Origin of the sequence: Martinezella lusitana (genome assembly GCF_014207095.1) — a bacterium.
GTDB classification, from domain to species: domain Bacteria; phylum Pseudomonadota; class Alphaproteobacteria; order Rhizobiales; family Rhizobiaceae; genus Rhizobium; species Rhizobium lusitanum_B.
Window position 1 is genome coordinate 30,474 of the sequence record NZ_JACHBG010000014.1, and the last position, 18,659, is coordinate 49,132.

The window sequence follows — 18,659 nt, forward strand, 5'->3', positions numbered from 1 at the left end:
GATTTCAGTGGGGAAAGGCACCACATCATCAAGTGAAAGGAAGTCGTGCCATGAAACAACGAAACGCAAAATTCAATATTGGCGACGTGGTTCGACACCGGAGTTTCCCCTTCCGCGGTGTCATCTTCGATGTCGATCCGGAATTCGCAAATACAGAAGAATGGTGGAACTCCATCCCGGTCGAAGTGCGGCCCAGCAAGGACCAACCATTCTACCATCTTCTCGCCGAAAACGACGAGACGGAGTATGTCGCCTACGTATCGGAACAGAACCTGGTCAGCGATGAGAGCGGCGTTCCGCTCCGCAACCCTCAGGTCGCCCAGATTTTCGACCAGGCGCCTACCGGCCAGCTCAAGCCCAAGATGAGCCTCGCCCACTAAGCGCAAACGAATCAAGCCATTTTGAAGGGAAGGCGCACAACGCCTTCCCTTTTCATTTGCGGCCCTCACAGAACGGCCAGAAAGAAAAAGCCCGGATCGCTCCGGGCTTTTTCTTTGATAGGACTGATCCGAGCGGCTTACTGCTGCTTGGCGGCCTTCTGAGCGTCTTCGAGCTTCTTGCGAGCTTCTTCGGCCTTCTTTTGCATGCTGTCCTGCAGGCTCTTCTGGCTTTCAGCAAGCTTGCTGTCGGAGATTGCCGGACCGTCGAAAGCTGCGGCAAAGCCGGTCAGCGAGATCTTGATCGGGTTCGGCGCACGACGGAAGTTGATCGAGGTAAAGGTTACGTCCGTACCCTTCTTCAACGAAGCAACCATTGCGTCGGTTACAGGAATTTCCGCAGTGCACTTGTCCGGAAGGCAGACGGCGTAATCGAGCTTCTGGCCCTTGCCGCCATCGACCTGCATGGTGATGCCGGGCGGGATCAGGCGAGCCGTCGGGACGGAAATCTGAAGGATCTTGCGGTTGACCTTGCCATCGACGGAGATGAGGCCGACAGCCGTTACCAGCTGGCCATTGTTGGCCATGATCAGGTTCTGCACGATGCAGATATCGGCATCGTCCTGCTTGGCGCAGGTCTTGTACCAGCCGAGACGCGGCTGGTTGGGATCGCCACCACCATCGGCAGGAGCTGCGTTGGACGCATCCTGAGCGAAAGCAGCTGCCGGCATAGCCGCGCCGATCATGAGAGCCAGAGCAGAGAGACCTGCCCGCATTTTGTTGTCAGTCTTGAACATCATAGCGAAACCGCCTCCTGAAATCCGCTGCGGGACGACAGCGCGCCGTCCCATGCAATTCGGGTCAAACCGTCGTCCACCTGTCGAATGAATAAGGCAAATACATGACCCGAGAAACCCGGCACCCCTGTTACATCGCACCGGCACGGATATCCAGCTTTTCTTTGGTCTTTTCTGTTGAGTCTCAAGAATTCCGCAGTCGCGTGTTGAATTCGGCACGCTCATGATAAGGTTCGGGCGAATCGTACCCCTTACCGGAAAGGATGCCATGCAAGCGCTCCGGATCGCTGTTTTCCTGTTCTTCGCAACATTGTGCAATGCCGCCGCGGCACAGCCGCTTTATAGCATCGCCATGCACGGAGATCCGGCGCTGCCGGCCGACTTCAAGCATTTTCCCTACGTCAATCCGGATGTCAAAAAGGGCGGCCGCATCAATTATGGTGTCGTCGGCACGTTCGACAATCTCAATCCCTTCATCCTGAAGAGCATGCGCACGACGGCGCGCGGCATGTGGGATCCGGAATACGGCAATCTCGTCTACGATTCTCTCATGGTGCGCTCAAGCGACGAGCCCTTCACGCTCTACGGGCTGCTGGCGCAAACGGTCGAGTGGGACGACAGCCGGAGCTACATCCAATTCAATCTCAATCCGAAGGCTAAATGGTCGGACGGACAGCCTGTGACGCCGGACGATGTGATCTTCACTTTCCAGCTCCTGCGTGACAAGGGTCGCCCCAATTTTTCGAAACCGCTGAAAACGGTCAGCAAAATAGAAAAGGTCGGCGAACACAGCGTGCTGATCCATTTCAACGAGGAAGCCGATCGCGAAACACCACTAATCGTCGCCATGTTTCCGATCTTGCCGAAACATGTCATCGATGTAGATAGTTTCGAGCGCACCACGCTCGACATCCCCGTCGGCTCAGGCCCTTACCGGGTGAAAAGCATCGATCCCGGCCTGCGCATCGTCTTTGAGAGCGATCCCAACTATTGGGGCAAGGATCTGCCCTCCAAGATCGGCTTCGACAATTACGACGAGATTGCGGTCAATTATTTCCTGCAGGACACCGCGCTGTTCGAGTCCTTCAAGAAAGGCGATATCGATATTTATCCGGACGGCAGCCCCGGTCACTGGCGGCAGGCCTACAATTTTCCGGCTGTCGATTCGGGAGCGGTCGTCAAGGAGACGTTCACGCCGAAAAAACCAAGTGGCATGCTCGGCTTCGTCTTCAATACGCGCCGACCGATCTTCGCGGACAAAAAGGTTCGGGAGGGGCTGACGCTCGCTTTCGACTTCGAATGGCTCAATCGCAGCCTGTTTTCCAGCGCCTATACGCGCACGCAAAGCTATTGGCAGAATTCCGACCTGTCATCCTTCGGCGTTGCTGCAGATGCGCGTGAGCTCACTATGCTCGGCCCTATCAAGGATCGTATCGACCCGGATGTGCTTGATGGCAGCTACAAGCTGCCCGTCAGCAACGGTTCGGGCCGCGATCGCTCCATCCTGCGCGAGACAGTGAAGCTGCTGAAGGAAGCCGGCTACACGATCCAGGGAGAGAAAATGGTCGACAAGACCGGCCGGCAGCTCAGCTTCGAGATATTGACGCAGAACCCTGAACAGGAGCGTTTGGCGTTTCCCTATCGCCGATCCCTGGCGCTGCTCGGCATCGCGGTCACCATCCGTACGGTGGATGATTCGCAATATCAGCTGAGGACGAGCAACTACGACTACGACATGCTGATCAAATCCTACCCCTCGTCGCTATCGCCGGGGATCGAGCAGGTCGGACGCTGGGGCTCCGTTGCCGCAAAGACGCCGGGCTACAACAATTTCGCCGGCGTTGCCGATCCCGATCTCGATACATTGATCGATCACTTCCTCACGGCACATTCATCCGACGACTTCCGTGACGCCGTGCGATCTTTCGATCGTTTCCTGATCTCGGGTTATTATGTCGTGCCGCTCTATCACATCGCCCAGCAATGGGTGGCGCGCCGAAGCCACATCGGCCATCCCGACACATTGCCGCTCTATGGCTACTATCTGCCGACCTGGTGGGACGCGTCCGCACAAAAATAGGCGTTGCGTCGATAACGGTTCCCTTTCGGTAACCGGTTGAAGCCGTCGGCGCAAAGGCCTAGATGGTGGGGACAAACTGGAAATCGAAAGGAAAGAACCATGGAACGCATTACGATCGACATCGTCTCGGACGTCGTCTGCCCATGGTGCTATCTCGGCAAGGCCCGGCTGGAGCTGGCGATTGCCGAGGTGCAGGATGAAGTGGGCGTCGATCTCAACTGGCGCCCCTATCGCCTGAACCCGGACTATCCGCCCGAAGGCGTCGACCAGAAGAAGGCGCTGGAGCAAAAGCTCGGCGGCGCGGAGCGTGTTGCGCAAGGACACAAGATGCTGACGGACCTTGGCCGGGAAGTAGGAATCAAGTTCGATTTCGACGCCATCAAGATCGGCCCCAACACACTCGACGCGCATCGCCTCATTCATTGGGCCGTGACCGAGAGCCGCGAGAAGCAGGACAAGGTCGTCGATGCGCTGTTCAAGGCCAATTTCGAAGAAGGCCGCAACGTCGGCGACCACGCAGTTTTGCTCGATATCGCCGAAAAGGCAGGCCTCGACCGCTCCGTCATCGCAACGCTGCTTGCCTCGGATGCCGACCGCAACCTCATTATCGGCGAGATCGAGGCAGCTCAAAAGATCGGGGTCACCGGCGTCCCCTTCTTTATCTTCGACCAACAATATGCCGTAAGCGGCGCTCAGACGCCGGATGTGCTGGCCGGCGCGTTGCGCGATATTGCCAAGATGAAGGCCGAAGCTCGGGCCGGGATGAATTGACCGGCGGTCGGTGACAGCTTGATTGCACAAAGGAGACCGCCGACCTTACCTGCCGGATAAGTGCAGCACTGCTCGCGGTCGTTGCGGCATAGACAAAAATCTCTATTTTGCATCATCGACTCAGCCACTGGATTTCGACGATGCATACTTTCAACCGCTCGGACCTAAGTGACATCAAACTCGGAGACTGGGTGGATCGTCATTTGCCAACGGCATGGCGACCCTATGCCCGGCTCGCACGTCTGGATCGGCCCGTGGGCACGTGGCTTACGCTTTTTCCCTGCTGGGCGGCGCTTATCCAGGCGTCTCACGCTTTTCCCGACCTCCCGCATCTGTTGCTCTTCTCTCTTGGCGCCTTGCTGATGAGAAGCGCGGGTTCGACCGTCAATGATATTGCCGATCGGAAATTCGACGGCCATGTCGAACGCACCCGCTTTCGGCCGTTGGCGAGCGGCCAGATCGGCTTGCCGCAGGCCGTATCGTTTCTGGTGACGGAACTCGCCCTCGCCGCTTCGCTTCTTTTCTTCCTGACACCCTTCACGCGCCTTGTCGCCATCTGCGTACTGCCGCTCGTCTTCATCTATCCTCTTTGCAAACGCTTCACGCATTGGCCTCAGGCAGTGCTTGGCGCAGCGTTCAATTGGGGAATGCTGATGGCCTGGTCGGAAGTTACCGGCGAAATTCCAGCCGGCGCGCTTCTGATGTGGCTTGGCGCTATTACCTGGCAGATCGGCTACGACACCGTTTATGCCTATGTTGACGTTCGAGATGATACGCGTCTCGGCTTGAAGTCCACAGCGATCCTCTTCGGCAAGCGCGGCAAAACCTATATTAGTCTGTTCTACGCTCTTACGCTTGCGGCATGGTCAGTTGGCGGGTGGTTGGTCGGCATGTCCCCGGCCTATGGCATCGGAATGCTCGTTATCGCCGCGCACCTTGGCTGGCAGATCTGGCGTCTCGATATCGCTCGTCCCGAAATCAACTACCGGCTATTCCTCGCGAATATCCTGACGGGCGTCTTGCTGGCAGCATCGGCTTTCGTCGGCACTTTTTAAGTATGCAGCCACGAAAGCAATTGCGCGCCTGCAACTCCCTATCGTCGCTCAACGGCTTTGCCGGGCGAATAATACGTCAGCCTTGTTCCGCGGCCAGCAATCCCGACGCTATCGCCCGGAACGCCTCTATCGCCTTGGGAAGCACTTCCTTGGGGCTGTCGCTGGCGGCAACCCAGAGCGCGGCATTCAATGCTGCGCCGGAAAGGAGCCGGGCTGCAGCTTCCTCATCGAGCGGCTTGATAATCTTGCTCTCCAGAAGTGCTGAAACCGTCTGCCGGGTCGCTGCGAGACAGCTGTTCTGACTGGGCCATTTCGATGGATCACCCAACACCGCAGGGCCGTCGAGCAAGACAATGCGTTGAACCTCCGGATCGAGAGCCATTTCGATATAGGCTTCGCCTTCCGCCAACAGTCTCTGCCAATTACCGTCTGCTCGTCTGGCGATCTCCTTGGCCCGTAGGGCCATTTCGCTGTCGATCTGATGGACGACGGCGGCAAGCAGCCCCTTCTTGTCGCCGAAATTGTGATAGAGCGCGCCCCTTGTCAGTCCGACATCCGCCGTCAACTCGTCCATCGACGCAGCTGCAAATCCCTTATCGGCGAAAGCCTTTCGCGCGGCGGCAACGAGCTTGTTGCGGTTCTCTTCCATCGTTTCCAGGCGTTTGGCCATTCTACCCTCAAATTTCACATACGCTTCGTATTTGAATTGACACACAGAGCACTCGACGCTATTTCACATACGAACCGTATATCAAATAAAACGGCGCTTTTAAATGCCGCGCAAGATTGCGGCCGTTCAATTTCTTCTATCAACGCAAGCGAAAGCAGGCTCCAATGACGAAACGCAATGCGATCTTTCCCGCGGACAGGCATGCTCTCTACGAAGAACATGGCTATTCAGCCGCAATCCGTTCCGGCGATCTTCTATTCGTTTCTGGTCAAGTCGGCAGCCGCGCAGATGGGAGCCCGGAGCCGGATTTCGAGCGTCAAGTCCAGCTCGCCTTCGACAACCTACGGGCAACCTTGGAGGCAGGCGGCTGCACTTTTGACGATATTGTTGACGTCACCACGTTCCACACCGATCCGGAAAACCAGTTCGGAACGATCATGGCTGTCAAGAACAGTATCTTCAATGAAGCACCCTACCCGAACTGGACGGCGATAGGCGTCAATTGGCTGGCGGGTTTCGACTTTGAAATCAAGGTTATAGCGCGCGTTCCTGATGCAGCTCATCGCTCTCAGGCGGCATGAAACGCACGACGGATTTCGGCCCGGCGCAGCAGGTAGCCGCCGGGGCCGAAATGCTCTTTGGCAAAGGCCGCAGAACGAAGCGGCCTCTCCTACTTCGCCAGTTCCGCCAGTTGCGTCATGACAACTGCCGCGCCCTGCAGCCGCTTTTCCGGCGTCGGCAGGTCGCGGGTCAGGAAGACGCTATGGTCGGGACGGATCTTCGCCATCGTCCCCTGCTTGGCGATATAGCCGACGAGATTGGCCGGGTTCGGGAATTCCTTGTTGCGGAATTGCACGACAACGCCTTTCGGGCCGGCGTCCAGCTTCTCGACATTGGCGATGCGGCAGAGCGACTTGATGTAGACGATCTTGAGGAGGTGCTGCACCTCGATCGGCAAGGGGCCGAAGCGGTCGATCATTTCGGCGCCGAAGCCGTCGATCTCCTTGATTTCGGTAATCTCGCCGAGACGGCGATAGAGCGCCATGCGCAGATGCAGGTCCGGTACATAGGCGTCGGGAATCATGACAGGCGTGCCTACGGAGATCTGAGGCGACCAGCCGGTATCCTGGATCTCGTCAACGCCCTTGACCTCGGCAACCGCCTCTTCCAGCATCTGCTGGTAAAGCTCGAATCCGACTTCCTTGATATGGCCCGATTGTTCCTCGCCGAGCAGATTGCCGGCGCCGCGGATATCGAGATCGTGGCTGGCCAGCTGGAAGCCGGCGCCGAGCGTATCGAGCGACTGCAACACCTTCAGCCGGCGCTCCGCCGTCGTCGTCAGAACCTTGTTGACCGGCAGGGTGAAGAGCGCGAATGCGCGCACCTTGGAACGGCCAACACGGCCGCGGAGCTGATAGAGCTGGGCAAGGCCGAACATATCGGCGCGATGGACGATCAGCGTGTTCGCGGTCGGTACGTCAAGGCCGGATTCTACGATGGTCGTCGATAGCAGCACATCGTAACGGCCCTCATAGAAGGCGTTCATGATGTCTTCCAGCTCGCCGGCCGGCATCTGGCCGTGCGCGACCGCCACCTTCAGCTCCGGCACATCCGACTGCAGGAAGGCGTGGATATCGGCGAGATCGGCAAGCCGCGGGCAGACGTAGAAGCTCTGTCCGCCGCGATAATGCTCGCGCATCAGCGTTTCGCGGATCACAAGGGAATCGAAGGGCGAGATGAAGGTGCGCACCGCCATGCGGTCGACCGGCGGCGTGGTGATGAGCGACAGCTCGCGCACACCCGTCATGGCAAGCTGCAGCGTGCGCGGGATCGGCGTCGCCGACAGCGTCAGCACATGCACGTCGCTCTTCAGTTCCTTCAGGCGTTCCTTGTGCTTGACGCCGAAATGCTGCTCCTCATCGATGATGAGCAGGCCGAGATTGGCGAAACTGATGCCGGAGCCTAGCAGCGCATGCGTGCCGACGACAATGTCGGTCTTGCCTTCTGCCACTTCCTTCTTCGTGAGCGCCAGATCCTTGGCGCCGACCAGCCGGGATGCCTGCTGTACGCGGATCGGCAGGCCGCGGAAGCGCTCGGAGAAGGTCTTAAAATGCTGGCGGGCAAGCAGCGTCGTCGGCACCACGACGGCGACCTGGGCGCCGTTCATGGCGGCGACGAAGGCGGCGCGCAGCGCCACTTCCGTCTTGCCGAAACCGACATCGCCGCAGACGAGGCGGTCCATCGGTCGGCCGGCGCCGAGATCGTCGCGCACCGCCTCGATGGCGTTCATCTGGTCGTCTGTCTCGTCATAGGGGAATCGCGCGGCAAATTCGTCGTAGAGACCATCCGGCGTACTGAGCACCGGTGCGTGGCGTGTCAGGCGTTCGGCCGCGACCCGGATCAAGGCGCCGGCCATATCGAGCAGGCGCTTCTTGAGCTTGGCCTTGCGCATCTGCCAAGCGCCGCCGCCGAGCTTGTCGAGCTGGGCCTCGGTGCCCTCGCCGCCATAGCGCGAGAGAAGATCGATGTTTTCGACCGGCAGGAACAGCTTGGCGTCGTCGGCGTAACGCAGCTCAAGGCAGGCATGCGGCGCGCCAGCAGCCTCGATCGTTCTCAGCCCGACGAAACGACCGATGCCATGCTCGGCGTGAACGACGATCGAGCCTTCGTCGAGACCGGCCACTTCCGAGATGAAATCGGCGGCGCGCTTGCGGCGCTTGGAGCGGCGCACCATGCGGTCGCCGAGAATATCCTGCTCGCCGATAACGATGAGATCGCCTGCCTCGAAACCGGATTCGAGGCTAAGGACGGCTGCAGCCGCCTCGCCCTTCGCCAATCCACCGAGATCCTTGAAAGCCTCGATCGTCTTGACGCGCGCCAGCCCGTGCTCGGAGAGCACCTGCAGAAGGCGGTCGAGAGAACCCTCAGTCCAGGCCGAAATCAGCACCTTGCCGCCCGAGGCTCGCTTTTCGGCGATATGCTTTACGACGGCGTCGAAGACGTTGACGCGCTCGCTGTCGGCACTCTCAGTGGCAGAGCGTGCCCAGCGCGGCCCTTGACGAGCGTCAAGGCTGATGACGCGGCGCGCCTCGCCCTCGTGCTCATTGAAGGGAGAGATGCGGATAGCGTCGAAGGCATCGAGCGCGTTGCCGAAGGCCTTGCCGTCAAGATAGAGTTGCCCCGGCGTCACGGGCTTGTAGGGCGTACCTTGGGCCATCTGGCCCTTGCCCTGCTGGCCGGAATTCAAGCGGGCGTCGTAGTAATCGAAGACGAGCTTGGAGCGTTCCTCAGCAGCCTCGCGAACGGTGTGATCCGTAACCAGCTGGAAGCCTTTAAGATAGTCGAATACCGTTTCGAGCTTTTCGTAGAAAAGCGGTAGCCAATGCTCCATGCCGGCATAGCGGCGCCCCTCAGACACGGCGACATAGAGCGCATCGTCGCGCGTGGCGGCGCCGAAGGCAGAGAGATAATTCTTGCGGAAGCGGCTGATCGTATCCGGCGTCAGCGTCACTTCGCTCATCGGATTGAGATCCAGCGAGCGGACCTGCCCGGTCGTGCGTTGGCTCGCCGGATCGAAGCTGCGGATGCTTTCCAGCGTATCGCCGAAGAAGTCCAGGCGAACCGGCTCTTCCGTGCCCGGAACGAAGACATCGAGAATACCGCCGCGGACGGCAAATTCGCCGACTTCGCGCACGGTCGCGACGCGATCGAAACCGTTGCGCTCCAGACGGCTGGCAATATCATCCATCCGCACCTGATTGCCGGGGCGGGCGGAAAACGCCAGGCTTTCGATCACGTCCTGCGGCGCGACCTTCTGCAGCATGGCATTGACCGTGACAAGCACGATTGCCGCATGTGGCTTGCGATGATGCGCAATGAGGCCAGAGAGTGCGGCCAGGCGGCGGGCCGAAGTATCGGAACTCGGCGAGACGCGGTCGTAGGGCAGGCAATCCCAGGCGGGTAGAGTGAGAACCGGTATTTCGGGCGCGATGAAGCCGAGCATCTGTTCGACATCAGCCATATGCTGACCGTCGGACATGACATAGGCGACCGGCTGGCCGGCTCGCGCCAGGTCCGCAAGCAGGAATGGCTCCATGCCGGCCGGCACATGACCGACCGTCAGCGGCTCGCTTGCGGCGAGCACCTTCTTCGCGTCAAAACCGGGGATCATTTCGTCAATCCAAACCTTTCGGCGATCTCTTCGAAATCTGGCTTATACGATGCCAGGCGCTCGAAGAGAGGCGTCTGCAGATGCTGCGGCGTCGGCTCGCTCCCAAGAATCCACTTGAGGAGATCATTGTCTTCCTCGGCCATGATGCGCTCGAGCTCATCGAGATCCGCCTCGGGGAGGTTTGGCAACTCATTGTCGGCAAACTGGCCGAAGACCAGATCCATCTCGCGGATGCCGCGATGCCAACAGCGGAAAAGGATGCGCCGGCGGCGAGGATCGAGATCGGCACTGCTGAGGGTCAGCCCAGTCATCAAAAACACCTTTATGTTGATGCGTCTCTATAAAACCAGCGTTGTAAGGTGGGAACCGGTTTTTCAGAAAAAAGCGTCTGCGATGCAATTTTCCGGGGAGTGTTCGGCGCAATGACGCCGAGTTCTCCGCCAGCCCTTGCCAAATGCGCCCTGCCCGTCGCATTTTGCCCGCCATGCGTCCCGCCATCCTCGACCCGTTGTTTGCCTCCATCTCTTCGCTGCCCGGCGTCGGGCCGAAGGTATCCGAGCTGCTGGTGAAGCTGCTCGACCGAGAGACGATCGACAACTGCCGTGTCGTCGACCTCATCTTCCACGCACCGCATTCGATCATAGACCGGCGCGAGCAACCGGGTATTGCCAGAGCACCGCAGGGAGCCATCGTCACCATTACCGGCCGTGTCGACCGGCATCAGCCGCCGCCCAATGCTCGCAGCAACGTGCCCTACCGCGTCTATCTGCATGACGAGACCGGCGAGCTTGCGCTGGTCTTCTTCCGCGGCAAGGCGCAATGGCTGGAAAAGCAACTGCCTGTCGACGAGACTGTCACGGTCAGCGGCAAGGTCGACTGGTTCAATGGCCGCCCGTCGATGGTGCATCCCGACTATATCATGCGCGAGAGCGAGGCAGAAAACCTGCCGCTGGTCGAACCGGTCTACCCGCTGACCGCAGGCCTGACGCCGAAATTCCTTCGCAAGACCATCGAGGCGGCGCTGCCACGCATTCCGCAACTGCCCGAATGGGATGACATCGCGCTTACGCAGAAACAGGGCTTTCCCTCGATCTCCGACAGCTTCCACATGCTGCATGCGCCGCGAGACGCCACCGATATCGATCCGCAGGCGCCGGCCCGTCGCCGGCTTGCCTATGATGAGTTCCTCGCGGGGCAACTGTCGCTCTCTCTCGTACGCCAAAGGCTGCGCAAGGTGGCGGGGCAACCCGTGCATGCCACTGGAGAAATCAGCAACAAGATATTGGAATCCCTGCCTTTCTCGATGACAAACAGCCAGCGGGATGCTGTTGCCGATATTCTCAAGGACATGGCCGGCACGGAACGCATGCTCCGGCTACTGCAGGGCGATGTGGGTGCTGGAAAGACGCTAGTTGCCTTGATGGCGATAGCCGCCGTCATCGAAAGCGGCGGCCAGGCCGTGCTGATGGCGCCGACCGAAATCTTGGCACGTCAACACTATGCGACGATCTCGAAATTCGCAGCAAGTACAAATCTTTCCGTCGAAGTTCTCACAGGCCGCACGAAGGGCCGGGAGCGCGATGCGATCTTGGAACGCATCGCCTCCGGCGAAGCGCAGATCGTCATCGGCACGCATGCATTGTTCCAAGACAGCGTCGGCTACGCCAATCTCATGCTTGCCGTCGTCGACGAGCAGCATCGCTTCGGCGTCCACCAGCGCCTGCGCCTGACCGCGAAGGGCATCTCGCCGCATATGCTCGTCATGACCGCAACGCCGATACCCCGGACGCTGGTGCTGGCCGCCTTCGGCGACATGGACGTTTCCAAACTCACCGAAAAGCCGGCGGGCCGCAAGCCGATCCAGACGATCACCATCCCGAACGAGCGAACCGGCGATATCGTCGCCCGCCTCCGAAGTGCATTATCTGAAGGCAAAAAAGCCTATTGGATATGCCCACTTGTGGAAGAATCCGAAGAATCCGATTTAATGTCCGTCGAGGAACGTCATGAGACTCTCACCAAGGCGCTCGGTCCAGGCATCGGCCTCATCCATGGTCGGATGAGCGGTCCTGAAAAGGATGCCGTCATGATGGCCTTCAAGAATGGCGAAATTCGCCTGCTGGTCGCCACGACCGTCGTCGAAGTGGGTGTTGATGTGCCGGATGCGACGATCATGGTGATCGAGCATGCCGAGCGTTTCGGCCTGGCGCAGCTGCATCAGCTGCGTGGGCGCGTCGGCCGCGGCGACGAAGCCTCCACCTGCATCCTGCTCTACAAAGGGCCGCTCGGCGAAACTGGACATGCGCGGCTGTCGATCATGCGCGAGACCGAGGACGGCTTCCGCATTGCCGAGGAGGACTTGAAGCTGCGCGGCGAAGGCGAGCTTCTCGGCACGCGCCAGTCCGGCACGCCCGGCTTCCGCATTGCCAGCCTCGAGGCGCACGCCGACCTCTTGGAAATCGCCCGCAAGGATGCCGCCTATCTGATCGAACGGGATCCGGAGCTGACCAGCGAGCGCGGCGTGGCGGTGCGCACCCTGCTCTACCTCTTCCGCCGCGACGAAGCGATCCGGTTCCTGCGGGCCGGATAATTGGATGGACGCGGTGACCGCGCCCATCCGTGTCTCATGAAATTACTTGGCGGATAGGCCTGGAATAGTGACCTGGAACACCTGGAACATCGTGTCGACATCGGCGCCACTATCATCCTTGTAGGCAGCGCCGACCTGGAAGCCGTCCTGGGTGATGAAGTCGTTATCGTTGGCGACGAACAGGAAATAGTCATCCGGCAGTTTCGGGTCCTGGACGCTAGCGAGCGACATGGCTTCCCATTTTTCCGAGAGATTGTTGCGATCGTTCGGAGCGCCGTTGTGGAGGCCGAAGCGGGCGAGATCGGCGGCATCGTTGATGTCGATGAACTGGCTGAGGATAGCCGGCTTGACTGAGGGGTCGAGAACGCCCTTCGGAGCGACAGCCGTATCGCCGTCGAACTTGCCGCCGGCAATGTCGGTGGCTGCGGACACATCGACGGCAACGATGCTACGATAGATCGACTTTTCGCCCTTCTGGCCGTAGCCGTTGTTGCTGTCGCGAGCGAGCATCAGGAAGCTTGTCGGCGAAAGTGCTACGATTTCGCTCTGGGCGGCGACGGCCGTCTTGCCCTTGTCATTGGTAAAGACCGGCAGAGGCACGACATATTCATGCACCAGTTTCAGATGGTCGAGATCGGTAGCCTCGTAAACCAGGGCGCGCGTGTTCTGGCGCGTCGAGCTGGAATCGCCGCCATCCTGGCGCGTCGCGGACTGGAGCACCGCAATCAGGAACTTGCCGTCCGGGGTCAGGGACATGCCCTCGAAGCCCTGGTTGTTCTGGCGCCCGCTCGTCGGGTCCTTCGGATCCGGGGCGGATTCGCCGGGGCCCGGATTGTTCGAGGAGAAGTTCACCGTGCCGCGGCGCATCGGCAGAAACGCGGCCGGCGGGGCCGTGGCCGAAATCATCCGTCCATCCGCCGAGAAGCGGTAGATGTAAGGTCCGTATTCATCGCTGATGAACATCGAGCCATCGGGCAGCCGGGCAATGGCTTCGTTGTCGATCGAGATCTTGCCGTTCGGCGCTTGCGGCAAAAGTGGTATGGCACCTTCTGGATTACGAACACCGTTTGCCGGATCGAGGCCGGTGGTGTCGTTGCCCTTGTTGTCTTTCAACAGCAGCGTGTCGGCGAGTTTGGCTTCGACGCCCAACTGCTCCTTGCCGGCTGGTGGAGTTGCGCCGGGAGCAACCGGTGTCAGCTTGATATCTATGGTGTTAAGACGCGCGCGATAATCGGTGGTGCCGGCAACATTGTAGCCACGGTCCGGCAATAGCCACAGCGAGCCCTTGTAGGTGCCATCGGCGTTGCGGGTCCAGCTCTTGGTATCGATCGACATGCCCGAACCGGAACCAAAGGTTTCGCCGAACTTGTCGCGCTGATTGGCAGGGATGCGGCCAATGGCGACGCGCCCCTTGTTGACGATCGCCGCGCCGCCGACGGTTACGGACGTATCGGCAAAGGCTGCCACCGGAGCCATGAAAACGAATGTCGCAAGCGTTGCCGACAACAACGACAAGCTTGTCGAACGCGTATATCTCAAAACAATATCCTCCGGATGAAAACTATTCTGGAGACAACGACGTCCATCTTCGGGCTGGTCCAAGAACCCCACCGAAATGCATTTGCCCGGTATCGAAGCTTCGAGCGATCAATGATGAAATGCATCCGATCGCTTGTCCCCAACGAGGGTCTAAGGCGTCAACATGATAGGCGCATGACAGCTCGCGCGATGCGCGAAACTTCCCAATCACCCGCCGCTAGGAAGCGGCCTCACGACGGCTCCAACAAGACTGCGGAGCGATTTCGCGTCAGAAACTGTTTGAAGGCGGAGAGATGGAGTATTCTCGCGGCTATGCTTAGAACGGAAATGCGCTAGGTCAGCGACTTCACCGGAACGGGTGTCGGCAACAGGCCTTTGGCTGCCACAAGTGCATCCTTATACTCCGGTGCGACCAGGCCGCCCGATATCAGAAGCTTGGCGCCATCCTCCGGGCTCATGTCGAGCACGGTAATTTTTTCGCGGGGAACGAAAACCAGAAAGCCAGCCGTCGGCACCGGCGTCGGCGGCAGAAAGACCGCCACCATATCCTTGCCCATGGCATTGAACTTCGAGGCGATCTCGCCTCTGGCATCCGTCGAAATAAATACCATCGACCACAAACCGGGGCTTGGATATTCTATAAGCCCGACCTTCTTGAAGGATGTACCTTGCTCCTTCAGTACCGTTTCGAAGATCTGCTTGACACTCTTGTAGATCGTCCGCACGAGAGGCACGCGATTGACGATCGACTCGCCGAAACGGACGATGCTTTGACCGATCAGGTTCTTGGCAAGGAACCCCACCAGCGTGATGAAGATCATCGCAATCACCAGCCCGGTGCCGGGAACTGCGAAGTTCAGATAGCTTTCCGGATCATAGCGCGCGGGGATGTATGGTCGCACCCAGCTATCCGCCCAATGAACGACTGACCATGTCAGCCAGAGCGTAATGGCTATGGGTGCGCAAATAATCAGGCCGGCCAGAAAATTGTTTCTGATCCGCGTCGGTACGGACGCTTTGATGAGTTTTTCAGTCATTCGCCGTTCGAAAACTCCGTTCCGTCACCTACCGCTATCGGCCAAGTCCTCCCCACCTCTCCTCTAAGGAAAGTGCCAGAAATCCATGCGGCACACAACCCGGCAGTCATGCCGCCGGGCTTCACGGAGATGCGGCTCACGACGACGTGATGCCGGGTGACGACAGGAACAGAAGTCTACTCCACCGTCACCGACTTGGCGAGATTTCGCGGCTGGTCGACATCGGTGCCCATAAAGACAGCGGTGTGATAGGCAAGCAGCTGAATCGGCAGCGAGAAGATGATCGGTGAGATGATCTCGTCCACCATGGGCAGAACGATCGTCGCCATCGTCGGCAGCGTGGACGCTGCAGCACCCTTTTCGTCGGTAATGAAGATGATTCGTCCGCCGCGTGCTGCCACTTCCTGCATGTTGGAAACCGTCTTGTCGAAGAAGCGGTCATGCGGAGCGATGACGATGACGGGCATGTTCTCGTCGATCAGTGCGATCGGTCCATGCTTGAGTTCGCCGGCCGCATAACCCTCTGCATGGATATAGGAGATTTCCTTCAGCTTCAGCGCGCCTTCCAGAGCGAGCGGGAAGCTTGTGCCGCGACCGAGATAGAGCACATCCTTGAACTTCGAAATCTCACGCGACAGGCTTTCCATCTGCGGCTGAATGAGATTGAGAACATTGGCCATGATGCGCGGCATCTCGATGAGATGGTGCACCAGCTCCTTCTCGTCCTCGGCACTGATAGTGCCGCGAGCGACACCGGCGCCGATCGCCAGTGATGCAAGAACGGCCAACTGGCAGGTGAAGGCCTTTGTCGAGGCAACGCCGATTTCCGGGCCGGCCATGATCGGGAAGACCGCGTCGGATTCGCGGGCGATGGTCGATTCCTTGACGTTGACGACGGCGCCGATCTTCAGGCCATGATCACGGCAGTAGCGCAGCGATGCCAGCGTATCGGCCGTCTCGCCGGACTGTGAAATGAACAGCGCAGCCTGCGAAGACTGCAGCGGCATTTCGCGATAGCGGAATTCGGAGGCGACATCGATTTCGACCGGCAGGCGCGCATAGCGCTCGAACCAGTATTTGCCGATCAGGCCGGCAAGATAGGCGGTGCCGCAGGCGGAGATCGCCAGACCCGACACTTTCCCGAAGTCGATAGCCGACACGTCGGAGTGCACGCGATGGCTGGCGAAATCGACGTAGTGGCTCAGCGCGTGGGAGATGACCTCCGGCTGCTCGTAGATTTCCTTTTCCATGAAGTGGCGATGATTGCCCTTGTCGACAACGTAGGCAGTCGCCTGGGAAATCTGCCGCGGCCGCTTCACTTCCTTGCCGTTAAAATCGAGAATGGTCGCGCCGCTATGCGTGACGATGGCGCAATCGCCGTCAACGAGATAGGTGATCTCGTTGGTAAACGGCGCAAGCGCAATGGCATCCGAACCGAGGAACATTTCGCCCTTGCCGTGACCGACGGCAAGCGGCGGGCCCGAGCGTGCCGCCATCAGCGTGCCGGGATCGTTCTGAAACATGACGGCCAGCGCATAGGCGCCGGTGACGCGATTGAGCATCTTCAGCATGGCAGCGCGCGGGTCGAGGCCATCGCGGATGTAATTCGCCAGGAGATGCGCCACGACTTCGGTATCCGTCTGCGACGAGAATACCCTGCCCTCAGCCTTCAATTCTTCGCGCAATTCCGAAAAATTCTCGATGATGCCGTTGTGGACGACGGCAACGCCTTCGACGAAATGCGGATGCGCATTGGTTTCATTCGGAACGCCATGGGTTGCCCAGCGTGTATGGGCGATACCGGTCGTGCCCGGCAGAGGATCCGTTTCCAGGCGCTTTTCCAGATTGAAAAGCTTTCCTTCCGCACGGCGGCGATCCATCACGCCCTCATGGATGGTCGCAACGCCGGCGGAATCATAACCGCGATATTCGAGGCGGCGCAGCGCGTCCACCAAGCGATCCGCAACCGGCTTCGTTCCGACAATCCCAACAATACCGCACATACAACTCTCCGTCTGACCTCAGATTTGAGGGCAAGTCCTACCTGTTCCTAAAATTTTCTCAATTGGCATAACGGTCACTTTCGATTTCGGACCGTTACGCGAGAAACGTAGGGCTAGTGGCTACCGCCGCCCTTCTTTGCTGCCTTGATGGCCAGGGCTCGCTCGCGGATGAGATTGGCTCGCTCCGGCTTTACTTCCTGACGAGCCCGCCCAAAGGCCAGAGCGTCGGCAGGAACGTCATCGGTGATGACACTGCCGGAGGCAATATAAGCACCATCGCCGATGCGAATAGGCGCCACGAGCGACGAGTTGGATCCGACGAACGTATTCGCGCCGATGTGAGTCTCGTGCTTGTTGACCCCATCATAATTGCAGGTGATCGTGCCCGCGCCGATGTTGCTGTGGGCACCGATCGTCGCATCGCCGATATAGGCCAGATGATTGACCTTGGCGCCTTCGGCGATCTTGGCGTTCTTGACTTCGCAGAAATTGCCGACCTTGGCGCCGGCGGCGAGATCGGCCCCAGGGCGCAAGCGCGCAAACGGCCCGACCGTGGCCCCAGCACTGACATGCGCACCCTCAATATGCGAGAAGGCATGAATGATCGCTCCGCCATCGATGACGGTGCCAGGACCGAATACGACATTCGGCTCGATCAGTGCATCCTGGCCGATGACGGTGTCGTAGGCCAGGAACACGGTCTCCGGCGCAATCATGGTGACGCCCGAGAGCATGAGTTCGTGGCGCCGACGCTCCTGCCAGAGGCGCTCGATGAAGGCGAGCTCGGCGCGATTGTTGCAGCCGGTCATCTCGACTTCCGGCGCATCGACGGCCACGGCGCGGCCGCCGAGCGAACGCGCGATTTCGACGAGATCGGTCAGGTAATATTCGCCCTTGGCATTGTTGTTGCCGATGTGGTCGAGCAGGTCCAGCGCCTTGCGGCCATTGATCGCCATCAGGCCGCTGTTGCACCAGGTTATCGCCAGCTCGGCATCGGTCGCATCTTTCGCCTCGCGAATCGCGATCAATTCGCCGTCTTTGACCAGGAGCCGGCCATAGGCATTCGGATTGTCGGTGTGAAAGCCGATGACGACGACGTCGTTGCCGTCGGCCAATCCCTGCCGGGCGGCGCGAAGCGGAGCATCGGTCAGCAGCGGCACATCGCCATAGGCAACGAGAATATCGTCATATCCGCGAGCAATCGCTTCGCGCGCCGCCAGAACGGCATGGCCTGTGCCCAAGCGTTCCTTCTGCAGATATGATTCGACTGCGATGCCGCCAATCGATGCCGCGGCGCTGACCTCGTCAGCATTCCGCCCCACGACCAGCGCCGCCGTCGAAATATCGGTTTTGGCGATTGCGTCCATGACGTGGGCAATCATCGGCCGGCTCGCGATCGGATGCAGCACCTTCGACATCGACGACTTCATGCGGGTGCTGTCGCCGGCGGCGAGGATGATAGCGAGGCAGGTGCGTTCCATTTCAAGCTCCGAGATACACGGTCATGCGCGGCCCATTGCTGGTCGCAAGCTTCTCATAGCAACTGTTCAAGCAGGGCACTACGGAGAA

General features: G+C 59.5%; 14 protein-coding genes. 6 read left to right on the top strand and 8 right to left on the bottom strand.

What is annotated here, in order from left to right; all coding sequences use genetic code 11:
• Positions 1-50 precede the first annotated feature (50 nt).
• Positions 51-380: a heat shock protein HspQ gene (hspQ, locus tag GGD46_RS23125; RefSeq protein WP_184708361.1), complete on the top strand. Its 330-nt coding sequence runs from the start codon at positions 51-53 to the stop codon at positions 378-380.
• A gap of 137 nt (positions 381-517) precedes the next feature.
• On the opposite strand, the gene GGD46_RS23130 is transcribed toward hspQ, so the two are convergent.
• Complete coding sequence (locus tag GGD46_RS23130) at positions 518-1,177, bottom strand: invasion associated locus B family protein (RefSeq protein WP_184708363.1); 660 nt, start codon at positions 1,175-1,177, stop codon at positions 518-520.
• Positions 1,178-1,442: 265 nt separating this feature from the next.
• Between GGD46_RS23130 and GGD46_RS23135 the strand changes: the two genes are divergently transcribed.
• The 3 genes from GGD46_RS23135 (at position 1,443) to ubiA (ending at position 5,080) form a co-directional block, all read left to right on the top strand.
• The gene (locus GGD46_RS23135) at positions 1,443-3,254 is read left to right on the top strand and encodes an extracellular solute-binding protein (protein WP_184708365.1); all 1,812 of its coding nucleotides are present in this window, start codon (positions 1,443-1,445) and stop codon (positions 3,252-3,254) included.
• Positions 3,255-3,353: 99 nt separating this feature from the next.
• Positions 3,354-4,025 (top strand): DsbA family oxidoreductase, encoded by a 672-nt coding sequence (locus GGD46_RS23140; RefSeq protein ID WP_184708367.1) that lies wholly within the window; start codon positions 3,354-3,356, stop codon positions 4,023-4,025.
• A 140-nt stretch (positions 4,026-4,165) separates the two neighbouring features.
• Positions 4,166-5,080, top strand: a complete 915-nt coding sequence (gene ubiA / locus GGD46_RS23145) for a 4-hydroxybenzoate octaprenyltransferase (RefSeq protein WP_184708369.1) — start codon at positions 4,166-4,168, stop codon at positions 5,078-5,080.
• 76 nt (positions 5,081-5,156) lie between these two features.
• On the opposite strand, the gene GGD46_RS23150 is transcribed toward ubiA, so the two are convergent.
• The gene (locus tag GGD46_RS23150) at positions 5,157-5,750 is read right to left on the bottom strand and encodes a TetR/AcrR family transcriptional regulator (protein ID WP_184708371.1); all 594 of its coding nucleotides are present in this window, start codon (positions 5,748-5,750) and stop codon (positions 5,157-5,159) included.
• A gap of 164 nt (positions 5,751-5,914) precedes the next feature.
• Here GGD46_RS23150 and GGD46_RS23155 point away from each other — a divergent pair, with 164 nt between their 5' ends.
• Positions 5,915-6,331 (top strand): RidA family protein, encoded by a 417-nt coding sequence (locus GGD46_RS23155; RefSeq protein WP_184708373.1) that lies wholly within the window; start codon positions 5,915-5,917, stop codon positions 6,329-6,331.
• Between the two features lie 89 nt (positions 6,332-6,420).
• On the opposite strand, the gene mfd is transcribed toward GGD46_RS23155, so the two are convergent.
• Both mfd and GGD46_RS23165 read right to left on the bottom strand, forming a co-directional pair.
• Positions 6,421-9,921 carry a transcription-repair coupling factor gene (mfd, locus tag GGD46_RS23160; protein ID WP_184708375.1) on the bottom strand — a complete coding sequence of 1,167 codons (3,501 nt, stop codon included), beginning with the start codon at positions 9,919-9,921 and terminating at the stop codon, positions 6,421-6,423.
• Positions 9,918-10,232, bottom strand: coding sequence for a succinate dehydrogenase assembly factor 2 (locus GGD46_RS23165; protein WP_047633467.1), 315 nt, complete (start codon positions 10,230-10,232; stop codon positions 9,918-9,920). The genes mfd and GGD46_RS23165 overlap by 4 nt, the downstream gene beginning before the upstream one ends.
• Before the next feature lie 173 nt (positions 10,233-10,405).
• Here GGD46_RS23165 and recG point away from each other — a divergent pair, with 173 nt between their 5' ends.
• Complete coding sequence (recG, locus tag GGD46_RS23170) at positions 10,406-12,511, top strand: ATP-dependent DNA helicase RecG (RefSeq protein ID WP_184708377.1); 2,106 nt, start codon at positions 10,406-10,408, stop codon at positions 12,509-12,511.
• Positions 12,512-12,553: 42 nt separating this feature from the next.
• Here the strand turns inward: recG and GGD46_RS23175 are convergent, their stop codons facing one another.
• The 4 genes from GGD46_RS23175 to glmU all read right to left on the bottom strand — a co-directional run bounded on the left by GGD46_RS23175 (position 12,554) and on the right by glmU (position 18,571).
• Complete coding sequence (locus GGD46_RS23175) at positions 12,554-13,987, bottom strand: esterase-like activity of phytase family protein (protein WP_246806456.1); 1,434 nt, start codon at positions 13,985-13,987, stop codon at positions 12,554-12,556.
• 395 nt (positions 13,988-14,382) lie between these two features.
• Entirely contained in the window at positions 14,383-15,087 is a 705-nt protein-coding gene (locus GGD46_RS23180) for a DUF502 domain-containing protein (protein ID WP_184708381.1), read from the bottom strand.
• 176 nt (positions 15,088-15,263) lie between these two features.
• Complete coding sequence (glmS, locus tag GGD46_RS23185; protein WP_184708383.1) at positions 15,264-17,090, bottom strand: glutamine--fructose-6-phosphate transaminase (isomerizing); 1,827 nt, start codon at positions 17,088-17,090, stop codon at positions 15,264-15,266.
• Between the two features lie 113 nt (positions 17,091-17,203).
• On the bottom strand, positions 17,204-18,571 hold the full coding sequence (glmU, locus tag GGD46_RS23190) for a bifunctional UDP-N-acetylglucosamine diphosphorylase/glucosamine-1-phosphate N-acetyltransferase GlmU (RefSeq protein ID WP_184708385.1): 1,368 nt from the start codon (positions 18,569-18,571) through the stop codon (positions 17,204-17,206).
• Positions 18,572-18,659 lie beyond the last annotated feature (88 nt).

What these genes read in the sequence shown, in the direction of transcription:
- hspQ (WP_184708361.1), top strand. Translation starts at nt 51, where the DNA reads ATGAAACAACGAAACGCAAAATTCAATATTGGCGACGTGGTTCGACAC.
- GGD46_RS23130 (WP_184708363.1), bottom strand. Translation starts at nt 1,177, where the DNA reads ATGATGTTCAAGACTGACAACAAAATGCGGGCAGGTCTCTCTGCTCTG.
- GGD46_RS23135 (WP_184708365.1), top strand. Translation starts at nt 1,443, where the DNA reads ATGCAAGCGCTCCGGATCGCTGTTTTCCTGTTCTTCGCAACATTGTGC.
- GGD46_RS23140 (WP_184708367.1), top strand. Translation starts at nt 3,354, where the DNA reads ATGGAACGCATTACGATCGACATCGTCTCGGACGTCGTCTGCCCATGG.
- ubiA (WP_184708369.1), top strand. Translation starts at nt 4,166, where the DNA reads ATGCATACTTTCAACCGCTCGGACCTAAGTGACATCAAACTCGGAGAC.
- GGD46_RS23150 (WP_184708371.1), bottom strand. Translation starts at nt 5,750, where the DNA reads ATGGCCAAACGCCTGGAAACGATGGAAGAGAACCGCAACAAGCTCGTT.
- GGD46_RS23155 (WP_184708373.1), top strand. Translation starts at nt 5,915, where the DNA reads ATGACGAAACGCAATGCGATCTTTCCCGCGGACAGGCATGCTCTCTAC.
- mfd (WP_184708375.1), bottom strand. Translation starts at nt 9,921, where the DNA reads ATGATCCCCGGTTTTGACGCGAAGAAGGTGCTCGCCGCAAGCGAGCCG.
- GGD46_RS23165 (WP_047633467.1), bottom strand. Translation starts at nt 10,232, where the DNA reads ATGACTGGGCTGACCCTCAGCAGTGCCGATCTCGATCCTCGCCGCCGG.
- recG (WP_184708377.1), top strand. Translation starts at nt 10,406, where the DNA reads ATGCGTCCCGCCATCCTCGACCCGTTGTTTGCCTCCATCTCTTCGCTG.
- GGD46_RS23175 (WP_246806456.1), bottom strand. Translation starts at nt 13,987, where the DNA reads ATGGCTCCGGTGGCAGCCTTTGCCGATACGTCCGTAACCGTCGGCGGC.
- GGD46_RS23180 (WP_184708381.1), bottom strand. Translation starts at nt 15,087, where the DNA reads ATGACTGAAAAACTCATCAAAGCGTCCGTACCGACGCGGATCAGAAAC.
- glmS (WP_184708383.1), bottom strand. Translation starts at nt 17,090, where the DNA reads ATGTGCGGTATTGTTGGGATTGTCGGAACGAAGCCGGTTGCGGATCGC.
- glmU (WP_184708385.1), bottom strand. Translation starts at nt 18,571, where the DNA reads ATGGAACGCACCTGCCTCGCTATCATCCTCGCCGCCGGCGACAGCACC.